Origin of the sequence: Hydrogenophaga crocea (assembly GCF_011388215.1) — a bacterium.
GTDB classification, from domain to species: domain Bacteria; phylum Pseudomonadota; class Gammaproteobacteria; order Burkholderiales; family Burkholderiaceae_C; genus Hydrogenophaga; species Hydrogenophaga crocea.
On the sequence record NZ_CP049989.1, the window covers coordinates 184,247 to 202,281 of the forward strand.

The window sequence follows — 18,035 nt, forward strand, 5'->3', positions numbered from 1 at the left end:
GTTGCAGATTTCCAGATGCACGCGTTGCTCTGAAGGTCAGGGGATCGAAAGTCGAAGGGTGGGGCTTGACGACGAAATCGTTAGCGACCGCGTGGCTCGCGAGATGGCAACGTAGAACAGTTTTGCCTGGGCGAGGCGCTCTCTCGCGAAGTGCGAGGCATCCGGTATGACGACGTGGTCGAACTCAAGGCCTTTGAGCAGCAGTGGCGTCGAGACGGTTCGCCGGGGAAGATTACGCCCTGAACTGCTTACCCTCTGGCGCACGATCACCGTCGCCTCAAGCATCGCCGTAACCCTGCCTGATGCCAGGTCCGAAACGGCCCGCTCGCAGTCTCGCCACAGTTCGCCCCTGTATAGCTTCCAACGGGGCCGCTTGCGGGCCAAGTTCAGCAACTCGGCGGCTGCAGAGGCGCCGTCGCCTTCGCCCAGGGTCCTTGCAGCCTCCAGCATGCGCGCTCTAATCGCCTCGTCGTCCAAGTCCACCGGCTCGCCTTCTGCTGGAGTCCGCTTATGAAAGCAGTCGTCGATGAGGGATGTCACAGACCGCAGACGGGTCGCTGCGTCTCCCGCCCTATCCCACTCAGAGGCGAACTGGCGCAGGCGATTTGCCGCAATTTCCTCGATGGCCTGGTATCCGCCATTGGCGGCCCTCGCAAGCCGGTAGCAAAGGCCTTTGTTGCAGTGGATGGCTGCGAAGCTGCCCTCTTTTCCTTCTAGCCCATTGAAGAGGGTTCCCATGTCGAAGGCATCGCCCGATGATCGAAAAGAGATGCGAGGATCCCTGAGGTCGATAGACTCGCCCCTAATTAGCTTGCTCCGAGTCTCAGAGATCCATTCGCCCAACTCAGGATTCTTCCCGGCCCAACGGTAGGGTGTCTCAAGAGCGCCGGCCAACGGGAAGGTGGGATGTATGTCCCGATCCCAGTCCAAGGTCGCTCCGGCGAATTCGAAGATGCCTTGCATAGGGTCGCCGAAGATCAAGGTGGACACGATAGACGACAACTCAGCGGCAAGCTGGTGCTGCAGCCCATTGCAGTCTTGATACTCGTCGATCAGGATACGGTCGTAGGACGCGGCAACAACCTGGCGGATGGCGGGCACGCGGAGGGCCAGGGTCGCCCCCCGATGAAGTTGATCCCATTCGTCAGCGCTTTTTGGCATGTCGGATGGCGGCTTCGCCACGCCTGGGAAGGAGTGGGCGTAGCGCATGCACCACCCCGCAATGGTGTCCACGGCAACCCTTGAGTGCGCAATGCCCAGCCGCTTGAGCCTGCTGCGGATGGCGTGGACTCCCGCATGCGTATGCGTGAGGATCAATGCGCGCTGCCCTATGGCGGCGATGTTGGCGATGATCTCCGTCTTGCCATGCCCCGCGGGCGCGACCACGGCTGCATTGCCCAGGGCGGAGAGCTGCACTGCATCAGGCATACAGCCAAGCCTCGGCTTGTGAGAGGGCGGTAGCCAGTGGGGATCCCGAATCCTCCTCTGCGATCCTCCAGACCAGGGGTGACACCGCCCGGCCTAGCCTCTGGTCCTTGAACCATTTCTTCTTGTGGGCAACATCGGCGATGGCTTCGCGCAACTGTGCGCCACTGAGCACCGTGAATATCTCCCAGGCATCGAAGTCGAGCCGTATGATTGCGACATCCAGATCAGCGATCTTGTTGTCCAAGCAGCTATCGACCGAGTCGGCTGTGTGCTCTTCGCGAGCAAATGCCAACAGGGCTTGGACCATCTCATCGCTGGCCGCGTGGATGATGGCCTGCTCAGTGTTGAGGCCCCCTCCATACTCGAACACGGGTATGCCTGCAACTGCCAGGGCAGCCGCCTCATCCGCCTTCATGGCTGCATCGGAGTCGCGATAGACCGCGACTGTGTATCCCAGCGCGGCCAGCGCTAGGGCAATGGCCGGGGCCTGGGCGCCATTGCCATCGGCGATGGTTGAGCCAAGATGCTCAATCGGCTGGCCCCCGCGCCTCTGGGACCACTGCTCGCGGATCCCCATCAACAAACCCAATTCTGTGTTGCCTTCCGTAACGAGGATGCGCCGCCCGAACAAGGCCCGAGGCATGTATCGAAGCAGGGGCTTGAGCAGATCGGGAGAGCTTGGCCGGACAACGCTGGCTGCGCGCCCGGGCCTGGCGGTCGCCACGACGCGGACGCTCTCGGCCCCCGCTTCGCCCAGTGCCACGTCCGAATGCGTGGTCATCAGGATTTGGCCCGTTGGCTTTCCTGCAGCTGCTGCGAGCGCCTGGTCGCCTTTGAGCTGGGAGATGGCGCCGAGGATCCGGTGGGGCTCAAGTCCATGTTCGATTTCATCGACAAGCACGATCGCGCCCTCCGCGATTGCGGACTTCTGGATGGCTAGCGTTGCCAGCCGCCGGGTCCCCAGACCGGCAAGGCGCAGCGGAACACCGTTGTCATGAAGCGCGATCGACCCCGATGAAAGACCGGAGCGGCCAAGCTCAAGGCCGGGCTCATAGGCGCCTTGTACGTAGGCTCCCAGGCCCTTGGCGAAGCCCTCTGCACGCGAAGCAGCGTCCGCAAGCGATTGGATCTCCCCTAAATTGGCGCTCGCCCGCGCCGCGCTGTAGGCCTCGGCCAGCCTGCCAGCCGCTTCCTTGCTATCCCCGGTGAGCTTGGCGAGAACCGAGCCTTGTCCCCATGCTAGATGACGGGCGTCCTCGCCGGCCAATCGCACCACGCCAAAGAGGGCCCGATCTCGATTGGACAGTGTTCGCGGCTCATCGATGCGGTCGCACACCAGCTCCCAGACGGGCTCCATCGTGGCATCAACCGTGAGCCGCACCGTCAGGACGGGCTCATCATCGTCCTCAGGCTCGTCGCGAAGCTCTCCGACTGATGTCCAGCCCCGGATGTAAAGGCCAAGGCGCTCATCGGATTTCAAGGCTTTGGAGAGCTCGCCTGCCGTCACCTCGACCTTTATGGGCATGGTGGTGTCGCCGTCTAGGAAGTCCGGCTCCGTGAAGGAGAACCAACGGGACGAAAGCGCGGCTTCGACCGCGTCAAGGAGCGTGGACTTGCCCGAGTCTCCCGCGCCAATCAGGCAACAGAACGGCGAACCTGGCTTCCATTCCAAAGTGGCGATGCCTCGAAAGTTCTGGATCCTGAGCTGTCTGATCTGCATGTGCTCCCTTTCGCCTCCGGGGTGCTGACTCTTGAATTGCACCCTGAAGATAGTATGTCAATGGACCCGTCCTGTTCGCGTCTGATGTGAAGCACACGGTGCGCCAGAATGTCGGCGGGCGCGGATCCATTGCGCCAGGGAGATGGAGATGGAGATGGCAAGGGTGTACCCCCTCCGTTTTGGAGAGCAGGGCAAGTACGAGCTTACTGAGGCGGCGCTCAAACACATATTCGTCGGTGAGACGGCTGTCCGTCCGGTCAATGCGCTCGGCAAGCGAATGCCCGAAGTGGTCCTGTCTGGGGGGCTTCACACATGGACCGGTTGGGAGCAGCTGCTAAAGGAACACGCGGGCGTCGTGCACCTGCTCGAGTACGACGTCGACTGTCACGTCGATTGGTTCTATGCGCGGGAGCTTCAGAACGGTGTCATTACTCTGAAAATTCCGCGAAGGATGTTTACAGGCGACGCGGCTGCTATCACCAGGATGCCGGACGTCAACTACAAGTCAGGCTATTTATGGAAGACCCTGTACCCGTTGGGCTACTCGGAGGACGACGTCATCAAGACTCTCGCCGAGGCCCTTGAGAACCTGGATCGGGAGGACTCCACGCATCCGACGGCGGCGCAACCGGCCGGCCTACTGTACGGGTACGCATTGCTTGATGAGCCACTTAAGTCCATGAAACTGCGCATTCAGGTGCGGGGCAATCAGATTCAGTCGGCTTTCCCTGCATGGGAGCAGCCGGCGACCGGCAACAACGGCAAGCCTTACTCTCACTCCGACTCGATCAATTTCGCCATCGCACGATCTACTGTGCGCCATGAGCACTATGCACGTGTCTGGGGCAGCGTGTTCCCCTCAAATCGTTTCAGTGCTGATGAACTGTTGAGGCTCACTCCGGCGTTCATCTTGCAAAGAACCAGACGCGATCCGACCGTTCGCATCGCCAAATGGCGCAAGGAGCGCGAGACGGAATTGATGGCACATGCGTCGGCGCTGCAACTCGACGAGCTAAAGCGAGTAGTGGCCTACGTGAGCAACTTCGTCTGCAGCAAGGATCCTTTCGGCGTGCAGTCGAACCTGTATCTCCACTGCGCAGATGAGATCCGACACATCGAACCGTTTTTCAATGCAGCCCAGTTGAGCGAGAACGTCGCCGAGTGCATCCAGGTGCTGAGTCACTACGACTTGGGGCACGGTACTCGACTGGCCATGGATGCGATGGTGAGGTTCATGCGGATGGCCATCGTGCACACCGGTGGGCTCAACACGCTGATGTTCAAAAGGGTTCTTGGCGAGTTCGTGGAAGCTGCTTCAGGGCATCATGACAAGGACTCGCTCCGAGAGTTCTTTGCCGCGCTTGCAGCTTCGCCCTGCCGAGCCTCGCTGTATACGGAGTTTGATCTCAACCCATTCGTGAAGAAGAACGACGAGATGGGGTGGTCGGTGATCGGCGTATCGGAGGTCGACATGGAGTTAACGCCAGACCACCTCTTTGAGTTCATTGCTTTCAATCTGGGTGAGAACTACCTGCGCTTCTCAAAGGATCAACGTTTGGCGATCGCCAAGGGGCTTCATTCGCGACGAGATCAGATGGAGTTGGTGGTCGACGCAATGTCCCTACTATCAGGCCGCGACTTTCAGTTCTTCATGCCCGTACGGTTGGATCCAGCGCAGATCGCGGAGAAGTCGCCGCCAGCCGAAGACGATCTGATCACAGTCGCAACGGACTACGGTCGAATGTTGGTCATGTACAGGCAGCGCGTGGTGGGCGAGGACCCTGCAGCCTACGCGGCCGAAGTCAACTATGAGCGGGCCGGAACCCCGGAGTTCTTCGAACTGATACGCCAGAAGCACAAGCGCAGCTTCGTACTGGCGATGCACGAGAACATGCTGAAGAAGCTGATCGACTACGCGGCTGGCGTGGGTTATGCGAGGCTGAAGACGAAGTTGGAGACCACGCTCAATCAGCTCCCGAGAGAGGCCATCCCGCTCCCGAAGGCCATTCCCGCCTATCTCACGCAGGGGCGAGCTCAGCCCGCCCCGTTCGTGGGCGACACCGCTGCGTTGGTTCAAGCTATCGTAGGCAATGGGGGAGACGACGCATCGGCGATCGAATGACTGGAACGGATCAGCTTCAACTAAGCGGTGGGATCTCAACGAAAGTCCTGTGACTCTTTCTCGTGCCTGCCCAGCATCGAGGATATTTGAGTTGATTGCGGTTGATCCGAACCGCCAGTGCGCTGGCTTATTTAAACGCCGGGCGGCGACCTGACGCGAGTGGCCTAGGTCGAACACTTAGCCGACTTGAGGCGGGCGAATACGAACGCGTTGACGACTGGCGCGAACCGGGCGAGCGGCTCGACGCTACATTGAGTCGCTTGCACGACGCATCTAAACGGCAGCGACCGCTTGGTGTCACAAAGAAGTCCGGAAACTCAAAGCGCCGTAGGACCGCAACCGCTGCGTAGCCGAAGTCCGGGATCCGTGTGGCGGCTCAAGACTGGACCGAGACGTTCGCGTCCGCGAATCGAACGTCAGCGGCCTCCGAAACCGGCCCTTCGAGCGCGCTGGCGACGAGCCACAGCTGAATCTCTGAAGTAAATGGTCAACGCCAACTCCACTCACTTCTTGAGCGGCACGACGTCGGATTCCTGCTGCCCTAACAGACGGCCAAGCTGACGAAGTGCCTCGACCTCATCGGATACCACGGGGCAACCGAACGTCTTGTCGAGGGCAAGCTTTCCACTAGTCAACAACACTCGCAACGGGTTCTCAGTCAACATAAGGTCGTGATACCCCACCCCTGCAGTCCCGTGGTGAAGGTCGCGCAGAAAGTTGCCGGTGAACTTTCGCTGGGCATCTATTCGAATGCCCGCGTGACTCATTGAATGGATGAAAAACGTAGGCATGCGCTTGGCCATCTTCAATGGGGCCAGACGAAAAGCATTCACCAGCAGAGTACGCAGCGTCGACCGGAGGTGAAGTACTTCCTCACCACTGAGGGAGTCGCGTTGATGACCTCTCTCGGCGAATATCTGCAACGCTACGGTCAACGCGTCATCGGCGTACACATCCAAAGAACCAGCGACCTCAGCAACGAACGCTTGTTCGAACGAGCGAATCTCACTCTGGTACTTTCGCATTTCAGAGTTGAGACGCGCCGCCGTCTCCTCAAACTTGAGCGAGGTATTCAGATGCGAGCTTGAGGTCTTCATCAGCTCGGAGAAGGGCATCTCCCAAAGCTCATCGACCAAGCACTTTTGAAGCACCCGGTTATCTTCTCTAGACAAGCTCTTGGTTACGGGCAATTGGGGCCCAAAGATGAAGCAACCCTTCGTCCAAGACTTCTCTATCAGTGCCCCCCTAGCATCTTCAACGTCAGGAGTCCGTAGGAATTCCTCCAGCTCTTGACGTCCGCGTATCTGCTCGGTTTGCAAGGCAACCCCAAAGCTCAAAGCATCAAACACCTGACCGGTGGCCATTCGAGTCGCGTCGTCGGTCTGGGAAGAGAGCTCCATAAAGGCCACATCACTCACCGGGCAGACCAACTGGCTCGCACGTACCCCCGCTTGCATTTGCTCCAAGAGCTGCAAATGCTCAGCCCTCTTTGGCTTACCAAGCCATGCGTCACGAAGAAATACCCAGTATCTTGTGTCGAGGTAAATTTTCTTGCGGCTTTTGACCCGTCGACCAACCTCAGCCACTCGCTGGCTAACATGGTCTGCAATGCTCACTTGCGGATTGCTCTGATGCTCCGCAAAGAGCTTCTCGCGATCAATCATTGGCGCTCCTAGATTCGCTTTGCCGACATTTCACTCCAGGGCAGGCCGCGGTAGTCATCGCTGAGCTTCTTGAGGACGTGGTGACCAGCGATCAACTAACCGACCGCATCAAGTGCTACTTGTTGGGCATCACCATTTGGGCACCGAAGGAACTTGCCAACTGCGAAATGCTTTTCGACCTTGCCAAAGATCTGCAGCACGCAGGTCATCGTCGGAGTGCAGACGCCAATATGCCTTGAATATTTGCGGAGCCTTGAAGCTGTGTTCTACAGAATGGAGCCTTTCGTCCGAACTCGCTCGCCCTGTTTCTCCGAGTTGCTGGAGAAGACCATACTGGAGCGGTTGCAGAGACATCGATAACCAACTTCACTTCGCCGCTGCTTTTCGAGCCTTCTCGTTGGCTCGGTCAACATAATCCTTACCACGCTCTACTGCTACCTGACTGTTTGAGAATCGACCAATATTGAGCTTGGGCTGGGCACTTCCTTCACCCACATAGCAAACCCACCCCTCGGATGCTCCCCAGAAAGAATAGAACCATCGCGCCTTGATGCGCCATCCGCAGTACTCGACGTTCACCACGTTCTGGGAATTGATGGATTGGCTTGCCATTGGTGCAGTCTAACTAGCCGACCGCGCATAGCCGCCGCTCGGGCTCGCGCTGGTCGCCGGACTGGCATCGGCTGCATGGCGCATACCGTGAGTACACCCGCCGACGTCGAACTGCTTCTCACGCTGCAGTGCGGACCTTGACGCGCTGCCTAAGCTTCAGTGCTCGGGCGCGTCCCTTGGCCCAAGGCCACGGATGCACGGACTGACCGGTGCGTGGTTGGGCTGTAGAACTATCTGTGACCTGAGCGATTGACCACATCGCGGGCAGATGTGGCGATCCGGCTCTAACGGGATCGGCCGGATCCCGCGTTTGAGAGAAAACCCCTCGTGGCCCGCCCGAGAGGGCCACTGCCGGTACTTTTGAGAGCCAAGAGAAATCTCCCAGCCCCTCGCAACCCCGCACCACGCCTCGCATTCACCCAACAAAAAAAGCCCCTGCACTGCAGGGGCTCCAGACTCGCTGGCGGTGGGGGTAGGTCGGAGCGAACCGTTCTCAGCGGTTTGGGTGTCGATGGCAACTCCAGTGCGAATGCTGGAAACCCTTCAAAGAAGTGCGCGCGCGCACGCGCGCGTCTTGCACGGGAAAGGCCGAATTTCTGCTCCAAGTTGTTCGCAGCGGTTTGGTTGCCGGGGCTGCTCCTTTCTGGGTTGCGGCTGACGCGGTTGTGCGTGCGTGGGTACGTGCAGCCTTTGGTCATCTGCGTTGTGCATTTCCCTTTCTTGGTCCAAAGCGATCGCCTGTCGTTGTTGGGCCTCTGCGGTTCCCGGTGCAGGAACCGGAGAGGGTGACCTGCCCGGTTTCTTCAGTCCAACAGTTTCCAGGAAGATGGCTCCCAACCTGCGAGGAGCCCATGAGGAAGAGCCGATTCAGTGGCCGCCCACAGCGACGTGTACCCGCCACGGTGCTACTGCACCACGCGCACCGCGCGCTCGCGCACTTCGGGTGAGAACTTGTTCGACTTCTTGTTCATGGCCCAATCCTCTCGGAGAAATGAGCCTTCTCAAATCCCGGGGCGGTTCATGGAGTTCATCGCCAATGCCTTGGCCCAGTGGGCTCAGAGCAAGGGCATCGCCATGCAGCACATCCAACCCGGCAAACCCACGCAGAACGCCTACGTCGAGCGATTCAACAAGACCTACCGCACCGAGGTGCTCGATTGCTACGTCTTCGAGTCACTGCAGGAAGTACGTGACATGACGGTCGATTGGCTGCATCGCTACAACCACCAGCGCCCCCATGAGTCCCTCGGCCGAATCCCACCGGTCGAGTACCGTGTCAAACTGTTCCCCAACCTCTACTTCTGACTGGCTCAGGAATTCGAGGGGACTTCAACAATGGGGTGGGCGCATAGCGCGCTTCGCTCAGGGCCTCGCAATCAGCCCCGTTCGGTGGAGCACATGTACAAGTTCCTGCATTGCGCTTACCGGGGTCGCTCACCCTGGGAAACCACCCGGATGTCCTTGTCGACGGCACCTGTTCAGTGACCAGAGATCCCGGTATCGTTCGGTCCAGGAGTTCGAACTTGTCCTCAGCCATCAAGATCTTCCAGGGGCGTTTCGGCAGGGTTGCTCTACTAGACATGGACGCACCGCTGGTGGGGCACGCCCATCATCATTGCCACATCCTGATCAAGGCGGGCGGTGCCGACAGCGCCTTCCGCGTGCGGGGAGAGCGCGCACCGCTCACGGACGACACCGCCGTGCTCGTCAACGCCTGGGAACACCACGCCTACGAACACGAAGCGCCTCCCGGTGCGCGCACGCTGATCCTGGCGCTCTACATCGAGCCCGGCTGGCTGGCCGAGCTGCAGCGCTCATTGGCACTGTCCGGCCATCCGCGCTTCTTTCCCGAACCCTGCGTACGACTCACCGAAGCCACCCGCAAGATGGTGGAGGAGTTCGTGCTCGAACTCTGGTGGGACGATGAGGTCTCTCCCGGACGCCTGGAGGATCTGCTGTTCAATCTCATCATCGCCGTGGTCGAGAGCTATTCGGGCTGGCGCGATCTGGCCAGCCTGCTGCGCAGCAAACCGCCGGTGGCCATGGACCCCCGCATCCGCCACGCCATCGCCCTCATGCGCCAGGATGTGGCGCGCGAACTCGACGTCGACGGACTGGCCGCCGCCACCGGTCTGTCGCGCGCCCACTTCTTCACGCTGTTCCAGCGCGACACGCGCGTGACGCCGCTGGTCTACGCCAATGTGCTGCGTTTCGAGGCGGCGGTGCAGCGGCTCACCCGCAGCCAGGAACCGGTGGGCGATGTCTCGCACGAACTCGGCTTCTCCGCGCCCAGCCATTTCTCGCGCTTCTTTCGCGCGCACCTGGGTATCACGCCCAGTGACTACCGCCGCAAGGTCAACCTGTTCGAGCCGCCGGCCGGCCCACGCTCGCACGTGATCTGAGCGTGTCCGCAAAGTCACCAGACTTTTTGGACAGCCGGCAGATCGGCCGGTCATTCGCCCGACGCTGTCGATAACGCGCGCACCTCCTGCCTCCTGACACTGGCGCTGCACATGAACTGCAGCCGCTACGTCGGCACAGGAGACAAGCTTGCACGCAGAACCTTCACTGGTGGGTGCCGCCCGGCAGGCCTGGGTCGGCCAGCGCATGGAGCGGCTGGAAGACGATGCCCTGCTGAACGGTCGCGGCGCCTACGCCGATGACCTGGGCACACGCCCGGGCACGCTGCACGCGGCGGTCCTGCGTTCTCCCCATCCGCACGCCCGGCTGCTCGGCATCCACACGCAAGCGGCACTCGCCCTGCACGGCGTGCGCGCCGTGCTCACCGGCGCCGACGTGCAGGCCTGGGCCCAGCCCTTCGTGGTGGGTGTCAAGCAGCCAATGCAGCACTGGGCCCTCGCTGTGGACCGCGTGCGCCACGTGGGCGAACCGGTCGCCGTGGTGGTGGCCGAGGACCGCTACATCGCCGAGGACGCGCTCGATCTGCTGCGTGTCGAGTACGAGCCCCTGCCGGTGGTGATGGACATCGAACGTGCGTTGCAGGACGGCGCTTTGCCGCTGCACGAGGCGGTGGGCAGCAACGTGGTGTCGGACCGGGAGTTCTGTTACGGCGACCCCGGGGCGGCCTTTGCCCAACCCGGCGTGCGCACCGTTCGCACCACCGTGCACTACCCGCGCAACAGCTGCCCGCCCATCGAATGCGGTGTGGTGATCGCCGAGCACCTGCCTGGCGACGAGGGCTACGACGTGCTCTCGAACTTCATGGGGCCGTTCTCGCTGCACGCGGTGATGGCTATGGCCCTGAAGGTGCCCGGCAACAAGCTGCGCCATCGCGTGCCCCGCGATTCGGGGGGCAGCTTCGGCGTCAAGCAGGCGGTGTTCCCGTACGTGGTGCTGATGTGCCTGGCCTCTCGCAAGGCGGGTGCGCCGGTGAAGTGGGTCGAGGACCGCCTGGAGCACCTGAGCGCGGCCACCTCTGCCACCGCGAGGCTGACCACCATCGAGGCCGCCGTCACGCCCGAGGGCCGCTTGCTGGCGCTGCGCTACGACCAGGCCGACGAGGTGGGCGCCTACCTGCGCGCACCCGAACCCGCCACCTTCTACCGCATGCACGGCGCGCTCACCGGCGCCTACGCCATCGAGCACTTGGCGGTCCGCAACCGCGTGGTCGTGACCAACAAGACCCCCACCGGCCTGGTGCGTGGCTTCGGTGGGCCACAGGTGTACTACGCGCTGGAGCGGCTGATGGACCGCATCGCGGTCGAACTGGCCATCGACCCGGTGCAGCTGCGCCTGCGCAACTACGTGCCGGCCGACGCCTTTCCCTACACCGCGGCCGCCGGCGCGGTGCTCGACTCCGGCGACTACGCGCGCCTGACCCACATGGCCATGGCCGAAGCCCATGCCCGGCAACTCGGCGAGCGTCAGCGCGCGGCGCGGGCCGCGGGCCGGCTCTACGGCATCGGCGTGGCCGCCATCGTCGAACCGTCGGTGTCGAACATGGGCTACATCAGCACCGTGCTGACGGCCGAACAGCGCGCCAAGGCCGGGCCCAAGAACGGCGCCATCGCCAGCGCCACCGTCGCCATCGACCTGCTGGGTGGCGTCAACGTGACCATCGCCTCCGCCCCCGCAGGCCAGGGCCACATGACGGTGTGCGCCCAGGTGGTGGCGGACGTGTTGGGCCTGCACCCGACCCAGGTGGTCGTCAACGTGGAGTTCGACACCGCCAAGGACGCCTGGAGCGTGGCCGCGGGCAACTACAGCAGCCGCTTCGCCGGCGCCGTGGCCGGCACGGTGCACCTGGCCGCGCAGCGCCTGCGCGACAAGCTGGCGCGCATCGCCGCCGCGGGTTGGGGTTGCGACTGCGCCGACATCGGCTTCGAGGGCGGCAAGGTGTTCAACCGCCGACAGCCAGCGCAAACCCAGTCGTTCACGCGACTGGCTGCCAGTCCGCACTGGGCCCCTGCGCTGCTGCCGGCGGGCGAGACACCGGGTCTGCGCGAGACCGCCTTCTGGACGCCCGAGACCCTGCGCGCGCCCGACTCCCAGGACCGCGTCAACACCTCGGCCGCCTATGGGTTCGTGTTCGACGTCTGCGGCCTGGAGATCGACCCCGACACCGGGGCGGTGCGTGTGGACCGCTACATCACGGCGCACGATGCCGGGCGTCTGCTCAACCCGGCGCTGGCCGACGGCCAGATCCGCGGTGCCTTTGCGCAGGGACTGGGCGCCGCCCTGCTTGAGGAGATCCGCTACGGCGCCGACGGCAGCTTCCAGAGCGGCACGCTGGCGGATTACCTGATGCCCACCACGTGCGAGACACCCGATCCGGTGATCGTGCACCTGGAGACACCGAGCCCCTTCACGCCGTTGGGCGCGAAAGGCCTGGGCGAAGGCAACAACATGAGCACGCCGCCCTGCGTCGCCAATGCCTTCGCGGACGCGCTGCGTCCGCTGCGCGACGTCGCCGACATCCGACTGCCGCTCACGCCCGATCGCGTGCTCCGTCACTTGCAGACGGCCGACCCCGCGCCGCGCCACCCGAAGGCGCCTGTCCCCGCGTCGGTTGCGGCGGGCGACGGTCTGTCGCTTGCCGCGCAAGGCACGGTGGCCATTGCCGCACCGCCCGAGCGCGTCTTTGCCGTGCTGCTCGACCCCGCGGCGCTGGCCCGCGTCATCCCGGGTTGCCACGCACTGCAGGCCGATGGCGAGAACCGCTACCGGGCCGATGTGACGGTGGGCATCGGGCTGATCAAGGCGCGCTACGAAGCGCGCATCACGCTCTCCGACATCGAGGCGCCGCACCGGCTGCGGCTGGCCGGCAGCGGCAGCTCCAGCCTGGGCACGGGAGCGGGCGATGGCCTGGTGCGGCTGGAAGCCACGGCCGGTGGCACCTTGCTGCACTACGACTACCGCGCCCAGGTGGGTGGCAAGGTGGCCATGGTGGGCAGCCGCATGCTGGAGGGCGCGGCGCGCGTGATCGTGGCGCAGCTTTTCGAATCGCTAGGGCGTCAGGCCGCGGGCGGCGATGCCGCGCCGGTGGCCTGGTGGCGCCGCTTGCTGCAGCGCCTGGGAGTCAAGGCATGAAGCCCGCGGCGTTCGACTACGTGCGCGCCGACAGCGCTGCCGTCGCCGCCGAGCTGCTGCAGCGCCATGGCGAAGGCGCACGCATCCTGGCCGGAGGTCAGTCCTTGATGGCCGTGCTCAACATGCGGCTGGCCCAGCCCGCGCTGTTGATCGACATCTCGCGTAGCGCCGAGCTGGCGTCCATCGCGGTGGAGCCCGGCGTATTGCGCATCGGCGCGGCCGTCACGCAAGCGCAGTTGCAGGCCCATCCCGATGTGCCACCGCTACTGGCGCTGGCGATCCCGCACATCTCGCACGTCCAGATCCGCAACCGCGGTACGGTGTGCGGCTCTATCGCGCACGCCGACCCGTCGGCCGAGCTGCCGCTGTGCCTGGTGGCCTTGCAGGGCACGGTGCACCTGCGCAGCGCACGCGGCCGCCGCCAAGTGGCTGCCAACGACTTCTTCACCGGCCTGCTGAGCACCGTGCGCCGGGCCGACGAACTCATCGAAGCGGTGAGTTTCCCGCGCCCCGCCGCAGGTCAGTCCTTCGGGTTTGCGGAGCACGCCCGCCGCCACGGCGATTTCGCGCTGTGCGCGGTCGCGGCGATCGCCCATGCACAAGGCATGCGGGTGGCGGTGGGCGGCCTGGGTGACCGGCCGCACGCCGTCGAATTGCCGCCGTTGGCCGATGACGCGCTCGACGATGCCCTGAACGAACTCGCGTGGTCGCTCGACGTTCGTGATGACGCCCACGCCAGCGCGGCCACGCGCCGCCACCTGCTGCGCCGTCTGGCGCGACAGGCCATCCAGCAAGCACGGAGACCTGCATGAACCACCCCGTTCTCGAGCGCGAGGCCTTGCACACGGTGCGCCTCACCCTCAATGGCCGCACGCGCAGCGGTCAGACCCGACCGCGGCTGCTGCTCAGCGATTTCCTGCGCCATGAACTCGGTGCCACCGGCACCCACGTGGGCTGCGAGCACGGTGTCTGCGGCGCCTGCACGGTGCGCATCGACGGCGTGGCCGCCCGTGCCTGCCTGACGCTGGCGGTCCAGGTGGACGGACGCCAGGTCGACACCGTGGAGAACCCCGGCGGCAACGACGCGGTGCTGGACGCACTCAAGGCCGCCTTCAAGCGCCACCATGCGCTGCAGTGCGGCTTCTGCACCGCGGGCATCCTCATGTCCAGCGCCGACTGGCTGCAGCGCCAGCGCGCCAACGGCCAGGTGCCCGACGAGGCCGCGGTGCGCGACATGCTCAGCGGGCACCTGTGCCGCTGCACCGGCTACACGCCGATCGTCAACGCCGTGATGGAGGTGGCCCGTGCTTGATCTCGGACGCACCTTCCTGCAAAGCGTGGACCGCGCGGCCGCAGCCACCGCACTGGTCGATGGCGCCCTGCGCCTGAGTTGGTTTGAATGGGCGCGTGCCATCGGTGGCGTGCAACGCGGTCTGGCGGCCTTGGGCCTGCGCCCGGGAGATCACGTCCTCGGGGTGCTGCAGAACCGGCACGAGGCCGCCACGCTGCACTGGGCCTGCCAGTTTGCCGGCCTGGTGATGACGCCACTCAACTGGCGCGCCAAGCCGGAGGAGATCGATTACGCGCTGGGCGACTCGGGCGCGAAACTGCTGGTGTACGAAGCGGTGTCGCAGGAGGCGGTCTCGCAGTCGCTGCTGGCACGGGCCGTGGTGCGCATCACCGTTGGGGATGTGGCCGGCGACGACCCCCGCTTTGCACAAGCCTTCGCCGAGCTTGCCGATCCGACGCCCTTGGCGCGGGCCGAAGACCTATCCCTCATGCTGTACACCTCGGGTACGACCGGAGCGCCCAAGGGCGTGCCGCGCCGGCAGCGCGCGGAGCGCGTGGCCGCCCTGGCGCACGTGGCGCAGAACCGCTATGGCTACGGCGAACGCACGCTTGGCGTCATGCCGCTCTACCACACCATGGGCGTGCGGTCGCTGCTCACCATGGCACTGGTGGATGGCCGTTTCGTCTGCATGCCCCGCTTCGACGCCGCGGCCGCGCTGCGCGCGATCGAAGCCGAGCGCGTGAGCCATCTCTACCTCGTCCCCACGCTCTATCACGACCTGCTCTCGCACCCCGATTTCAAGCGCACCGACACGCAATCGGTGCGCAAGCTCGGTTTCGCCGGCGCGCCCATGCACGACGCGTTGCTGCTGCGCCTGCAGCAGGCCTTCCAGCCAGAGCTGTTCGTGAATCACTACGGCAGCAGCGAGATCTACACCTTCTCGATCAACCAGAACGCCGTGGGCAAGCCCGGGTCGGCCGGCCGCGCGGGCATCAACACCCGCCTGCGGGTGATCAAGCTCGACTCGAAGAACCCGCAGCATGTGGCTGCACCGCTCGAGGAGGGCCAGATCGTGGCCGACCTGCTCAGCGACGAAGCATTCGAGGGCTACCACAACCGCCCCGAGGCCAATGCGCGCAGCCTGCGCGACGGCTGGTACTTCACCGGTGACACCGGCTATGTCGACGAAGAAGGCGATTTGTTCGTCACCGGCCGTGTGGACGACATGATCATCAGCGGCGGCGAGAACATCTCGCCCGTCGACATCGAATCCGTGCTTTCGCTGCACCCGTCGGTGGATGAAGTGGCGGTGGCCGGACTCAAGGACGAGCGCTGGGGCCAACGTGTGGTGGCCTTCGTGAAGGCGCGCGACAACGTGGCCGCCGAATCGCTGGACGCGCATTGCCGCGCCTCCGACCTCGTGAACTTCAAGCGCCCGCGCGAGTACGTGTTCGTGCGCGAGATCCCCAAGTCGCCCGTGGGCAAGGTGCTGCGCCGCAAGCTGGTGGCCGGCGAGTTCGACGCCGCGCCCCCACCGCTGCCCGCCGTGCCACCGGCCTGACGGCTGCCTCCCTTTCGTTTCTCCCACCCCCCGCAAGGACGCCATGCAACTCAATGACCTGAAACACCCCGCGCTCACCCTGAGTGCTGCGTTCGACGGCTACCGCGTCGAGATCGACCCCGCGCGCCAGCGCGCCGACATCGTGCTCTGTCGACCGCCGTTCAACGTCATCTCGATGACGCAGCGCGAGCAGTTGCGCATTACCTTCGAAGCCCTGGACGCCAACGACGACGTGCGCGTGATCGTGCTGCGAGCCGAAGGCGAACACTTCTCCAGCGGCGGCAACATCAAGGGCTTTCTCGAGGCCTCGCCCGAGCACGTGAGCAAGCTGGCCTGGAACGTGGCCGCACCAGCCCGCTGCAGCAAACCGGTGATCGCTGCCGCACGCGGCTATTGCTTCGGCGTCGGTTTCGAGATCTCCCTGGCCTGCGATTTCCGCCTGGTCACGCCGACCACGCTGTACGCGCTGCCGGAACAGAAGCTGGGGCAGATCCCCGGTTCGGGCGGCTCGGCCCGGCTGCAGAAGATGGTCGGCATCACGCGCACCAAGGACATCGTGATGCGCAGCCGCCGCATCGCCGGTCCCCAGGCCTGCGACTGGGGCGTGGCCACCGAGTGCGTGCCCGACGCCGAACTCGAGGCCGCCACCGACGCGCTGGTCGACGAACTGCGCGGCTTCTCGCCGCTGGCCCAGCGTACCGCCAAGAAGCTGCTCAACGACACCGAGGACTCGCCCCTGTCGATCGCCATCGAGCTCGAAGGGCATTGCTACTCGCGCCTGCGCAGCTCGAACGACTTCCGTGAAGGCGTGGAAGCCTTCCACGACAAGCGCCGCCCTCGTTTCAACGGCACCTGATTTCCCCGCCGCCACCACCACCCCACCTGAGGAGACAGACATGAACACCACCACCCTTCGCACCGCATCCCTTCCGCTGGCGCTCGCCCTGGCCGGTTTTGCCGGCAACACCCTGGCACAGGCGCAGCCCATCCGCATCGGCGTGGTCACGCCGCTGTCGGGCACCTACGCCGGCATCGGCCAGCAGGTGAAGTGGGGGCTGGACCTGGCCGCGCGCCAGATCAACGCCGCCGGTGGCGTGGCCGGGCGTCCGCTGGAACTGATCTACGAAGACGAGGAGGCCAACCCCGCCGTAGCCGTGCAGAAAGCCGAGAAGCTGTTCCAGGTGAACAAGGTCGACTTCCTCACCGGCACCGTGAACAGCGGATCCACCCTGGCCGTGGGCCAGCTCGCCGAGCGCAACGGCCGCCTGATCGCGACCACCGTGTCGTTCGCGGACTCGATCACCGGCGACAAGTGCTCGCCCAATGTGTTCCGCGTCAACGCGAGGGCGGGCATGCAATCGGCCGCGCTGGCCGACTGGGTCGCGGGCACCAAACCCAACGCCAACGTGTTCTACCTCGGACCGGACTACGAGATGGGTCGCAGCACGGTGGCCGCCTTCAAGTCTGCCGCCGAGGCCAAGGGATCGAAGTCGGTCGGCGAGGTGTTCGCACCGCTCGACAACAAGGACTACTCACCCTTCTTCGGCCAGATGCGCTCGGCCCGTCCGGCGGTCATCTACACGTCGGTGGCGGGCAACGACACGGTGCGCCTGTTTTCGCAGATGGCCGAGTTCGGCATCAGCCGCAACGTGCAGGTGGTGGGCGCCTCTGGCACGGTGACCTCGCAGAACCTGCCCGCCATCGGCAAGGCCGCTGACGGCTTCGTGACCGGCGTCGGCTATGCCACCAGCATCGACTCACCCGAGAACCGCAAGTTCGTGGCCGACTTCGAAGCGGCCAACAAGTCTGCGCCCGACCTGTACGGCGCCGACAGCTACGGCGTGCTGTTCTTCTACAAGGCCGCGGTCGAAAAAGCCGGCAGCACCGACACCGACAAGGTCCGCACCGCGATGCGGGGCCTGCAATGGAGCACGCCGCAGGGCACCAAGACGATGCGCGCCGGCGACCACCAGGCCATGCAGGACATGTATGCCATGCGTGTGAATGGCGGCAAGTTCGAACTCGTGGGGCAGGTCAAGGCGGACGCGGCGATCGGTCCCGACGTCTGCAACCGCTTCTGATCAACG

General features: G+C 64.2%; 12 protein-coding genes and 1 pseudogene. 9 read left to right on the forward strand and 4 right to left on the reverse strand.

Translation table 11 applies throughout. The annotated features are described in order from the left end of the window. Window positions 1–36: 36 nt before the first annotated feature. Together G9Q37_RS00870 and G9Q37_RS00875 are read right to left on the reverse strand one after the other, a co-directional pair. Window positions 37–1,428, reverse strand: a complete 1,392-nt coding sequence (locus G9Q37_RS00870) for a UvrD-helicase domain-containing protein (protein WP_166223172.1) — start codon at window positions 1,426–1,428, stop codon at window positions 37–39. Further along, window positions 1,421–3,148 (reverse strand): ATP-dependent nuclease, encoded by a 1,728-nt coding sequence (locus G9Q37_RS00875; protein WP_166223175.1) that lies wholly within the window; start codon window positions 3,146–3,148, stop codon window positions 1,421–1,423. Before G9Q37_RS00875 ends, G9Q37_RS00870 begins: the two co-directional genes overlap by 8 nt. A 154-nt stretch (window positions 3,149–3,302) precedes the next feature. On the opposite strand from G9Q37_RS00875, the gene G9Q37_RS00880 reads away from it, so the two are divergent. Continuing rightward, window positions 3,303–5,270, forward strand: coding sequence for a hypothetical protein (locus G9Q37_RS00880; protein WP_166223198.1), 1,968 nt, complete (start codon window positions 3,303–3,305; stop codon window positions 5,268–5,270). A gap of 503 nt (window positions 5,271–5,773) precedes the next feature. Here the strand turns inward: G9Q37_RS00880 and G9Q37_RS00885 are convergent. Together G9Q37_RS00885 and G9Q37_RS00890 are read right to left on the reverse strand one after the other, a co-directional pair. Further along, complete coding sequence (locus G9Q37_RS00885; RefSeq protein WP_166223201.1) at window positions 5,774–6,934, reverse strand: hypothetical protein; 1,161 nt, start codon at window positions 6,932–6,934, stop codon at window positions 5,774–5,776. 366 nt (window positions 6,935–7,300) lie between these two features. Further along, entirely contained in the window at window positions 7,301–7,546 is a 246-nt protein-coding gene (locus G9Q37_RS00890; protein ID WP_166223204.1) for a hypothetical protein, read from the reverse strand. Between the two features lie 1,023 nt (window positions 7,547–8,569). Here G9Q37_RS00890 and G9Q37_RS21795 point away from each other — a divergent pair. From G9Q37_RS21795 to G9Q37_RS00930, 8 genes and pseudogenes are all read left to right on the forward strand, one after another. Beyond that, a pseudogene (locus G9Q37_RS21795) lies at window positions 8,570–8,851 on the forward strand (integrase core domain-containing protein); the annotation flags it as partial. Between the two features lie 218 nt (window positions 8,852–9,069). Then, the gene (locus G9Q37_RS00900; RefSeq protein WP_166223210.1) at window positions 9,070–9,948 is read left to right on the forward strand and encodes an AraC family transcriptional regulator; all 879 of its coding nucleotides are present in this window, start codon (window positions 9,070–9,072) and stop codon (window positions 9,946–9,948) included. 205 nt (window positions 9,949–10,153) lie between these two features. Beyond that, window positions 10,154–13,096: a xanthine dehydrogenase family protein molybdopterin-binding subunit gene (locus tag G9Q37_RS00905; RefSeq protein ID WP_166230828.1), complete on the forward strand. Its 2,943-nt coding sequence runs from the start codon at window positions 10,154–10,156 to the stop codon at window positions 13,094–13,096. Beyond that, the gene (locus G9Q37_RS00910) at window positions 13,093–13,908 is read left to right on the forward strand and encodes an FAD binding domain-containing protein (RefSeq protein WP_166223213.1); all 816 of its coding nucleotides are present in this window, start codon (window positions 13,093–13,095) and stop codon (window positions 13,906–13,908) included. The genes G9Q37_RS00905 and G9Q37_RS00910 overlap by 4 nt, the downstream gene beginning before the upstream one ends. Beyond that, window positions 13,905–14,408, forward strand: a complete 504-nt coding sequence (locus G9Q37_RS00915; protein ID WP_166223216.1) for a (2Fe-2S)-binding protein — start codon at window positions 13,905–13,907, stop codon at window positions 14,406–14,408. Before G9Q37_RS00910 ends, G9Q37_RS00915 begins: the two co-directional genes overlap by 4 nt. After that, window positions 14,401–15,948, forward strand: a complete 1,548-nt coding sequence (locus tag G9Q37_RS00920) for an AMP-binding protein (protein WP_166223221.1) — start codon at window positions 14,401–14,403, stop codon at window positions 15,946–15,948. The genes G9Q37_RS00915 and G9Q37_RS00920 overlap by 8 nt, the downstream gene beginning before the upstream one ends. A 43-nt stretch (window positions 15,949–15,991) precedes the next feature. Continuing rightward, window positions 15,992–16,804 carry an enoyl-CoA hydratase/isomerase family protein gene (locus tag G9Q37_RS00925; RefSeq protein WP_166223224.1) on the forward strand — a complete coding sequence of 271 codons (813 nt, stop codon included), beginning with the start codon at window positions 15,992–15,994 and terminating at the stop codon, window positions 16,802–16,804. A gap of 40 nt (window positions 16,805–16,844) precedes the next feature. After that, the gene (locus tag G9Q37_RS00930) at window positions 16,845–18,029 is read left to right on the forward strand and encodes an ABC transporter substrate-binding protein (protein ID WP_166223227.1); all 1,185 of its coding nucleotides are present in this window, start codon (window positions 16,845–16,847) and stop codon (window positions 18,027–18,029) included. Window positions 18,030–18,035 lie beyond the last annotated feature (6 nt).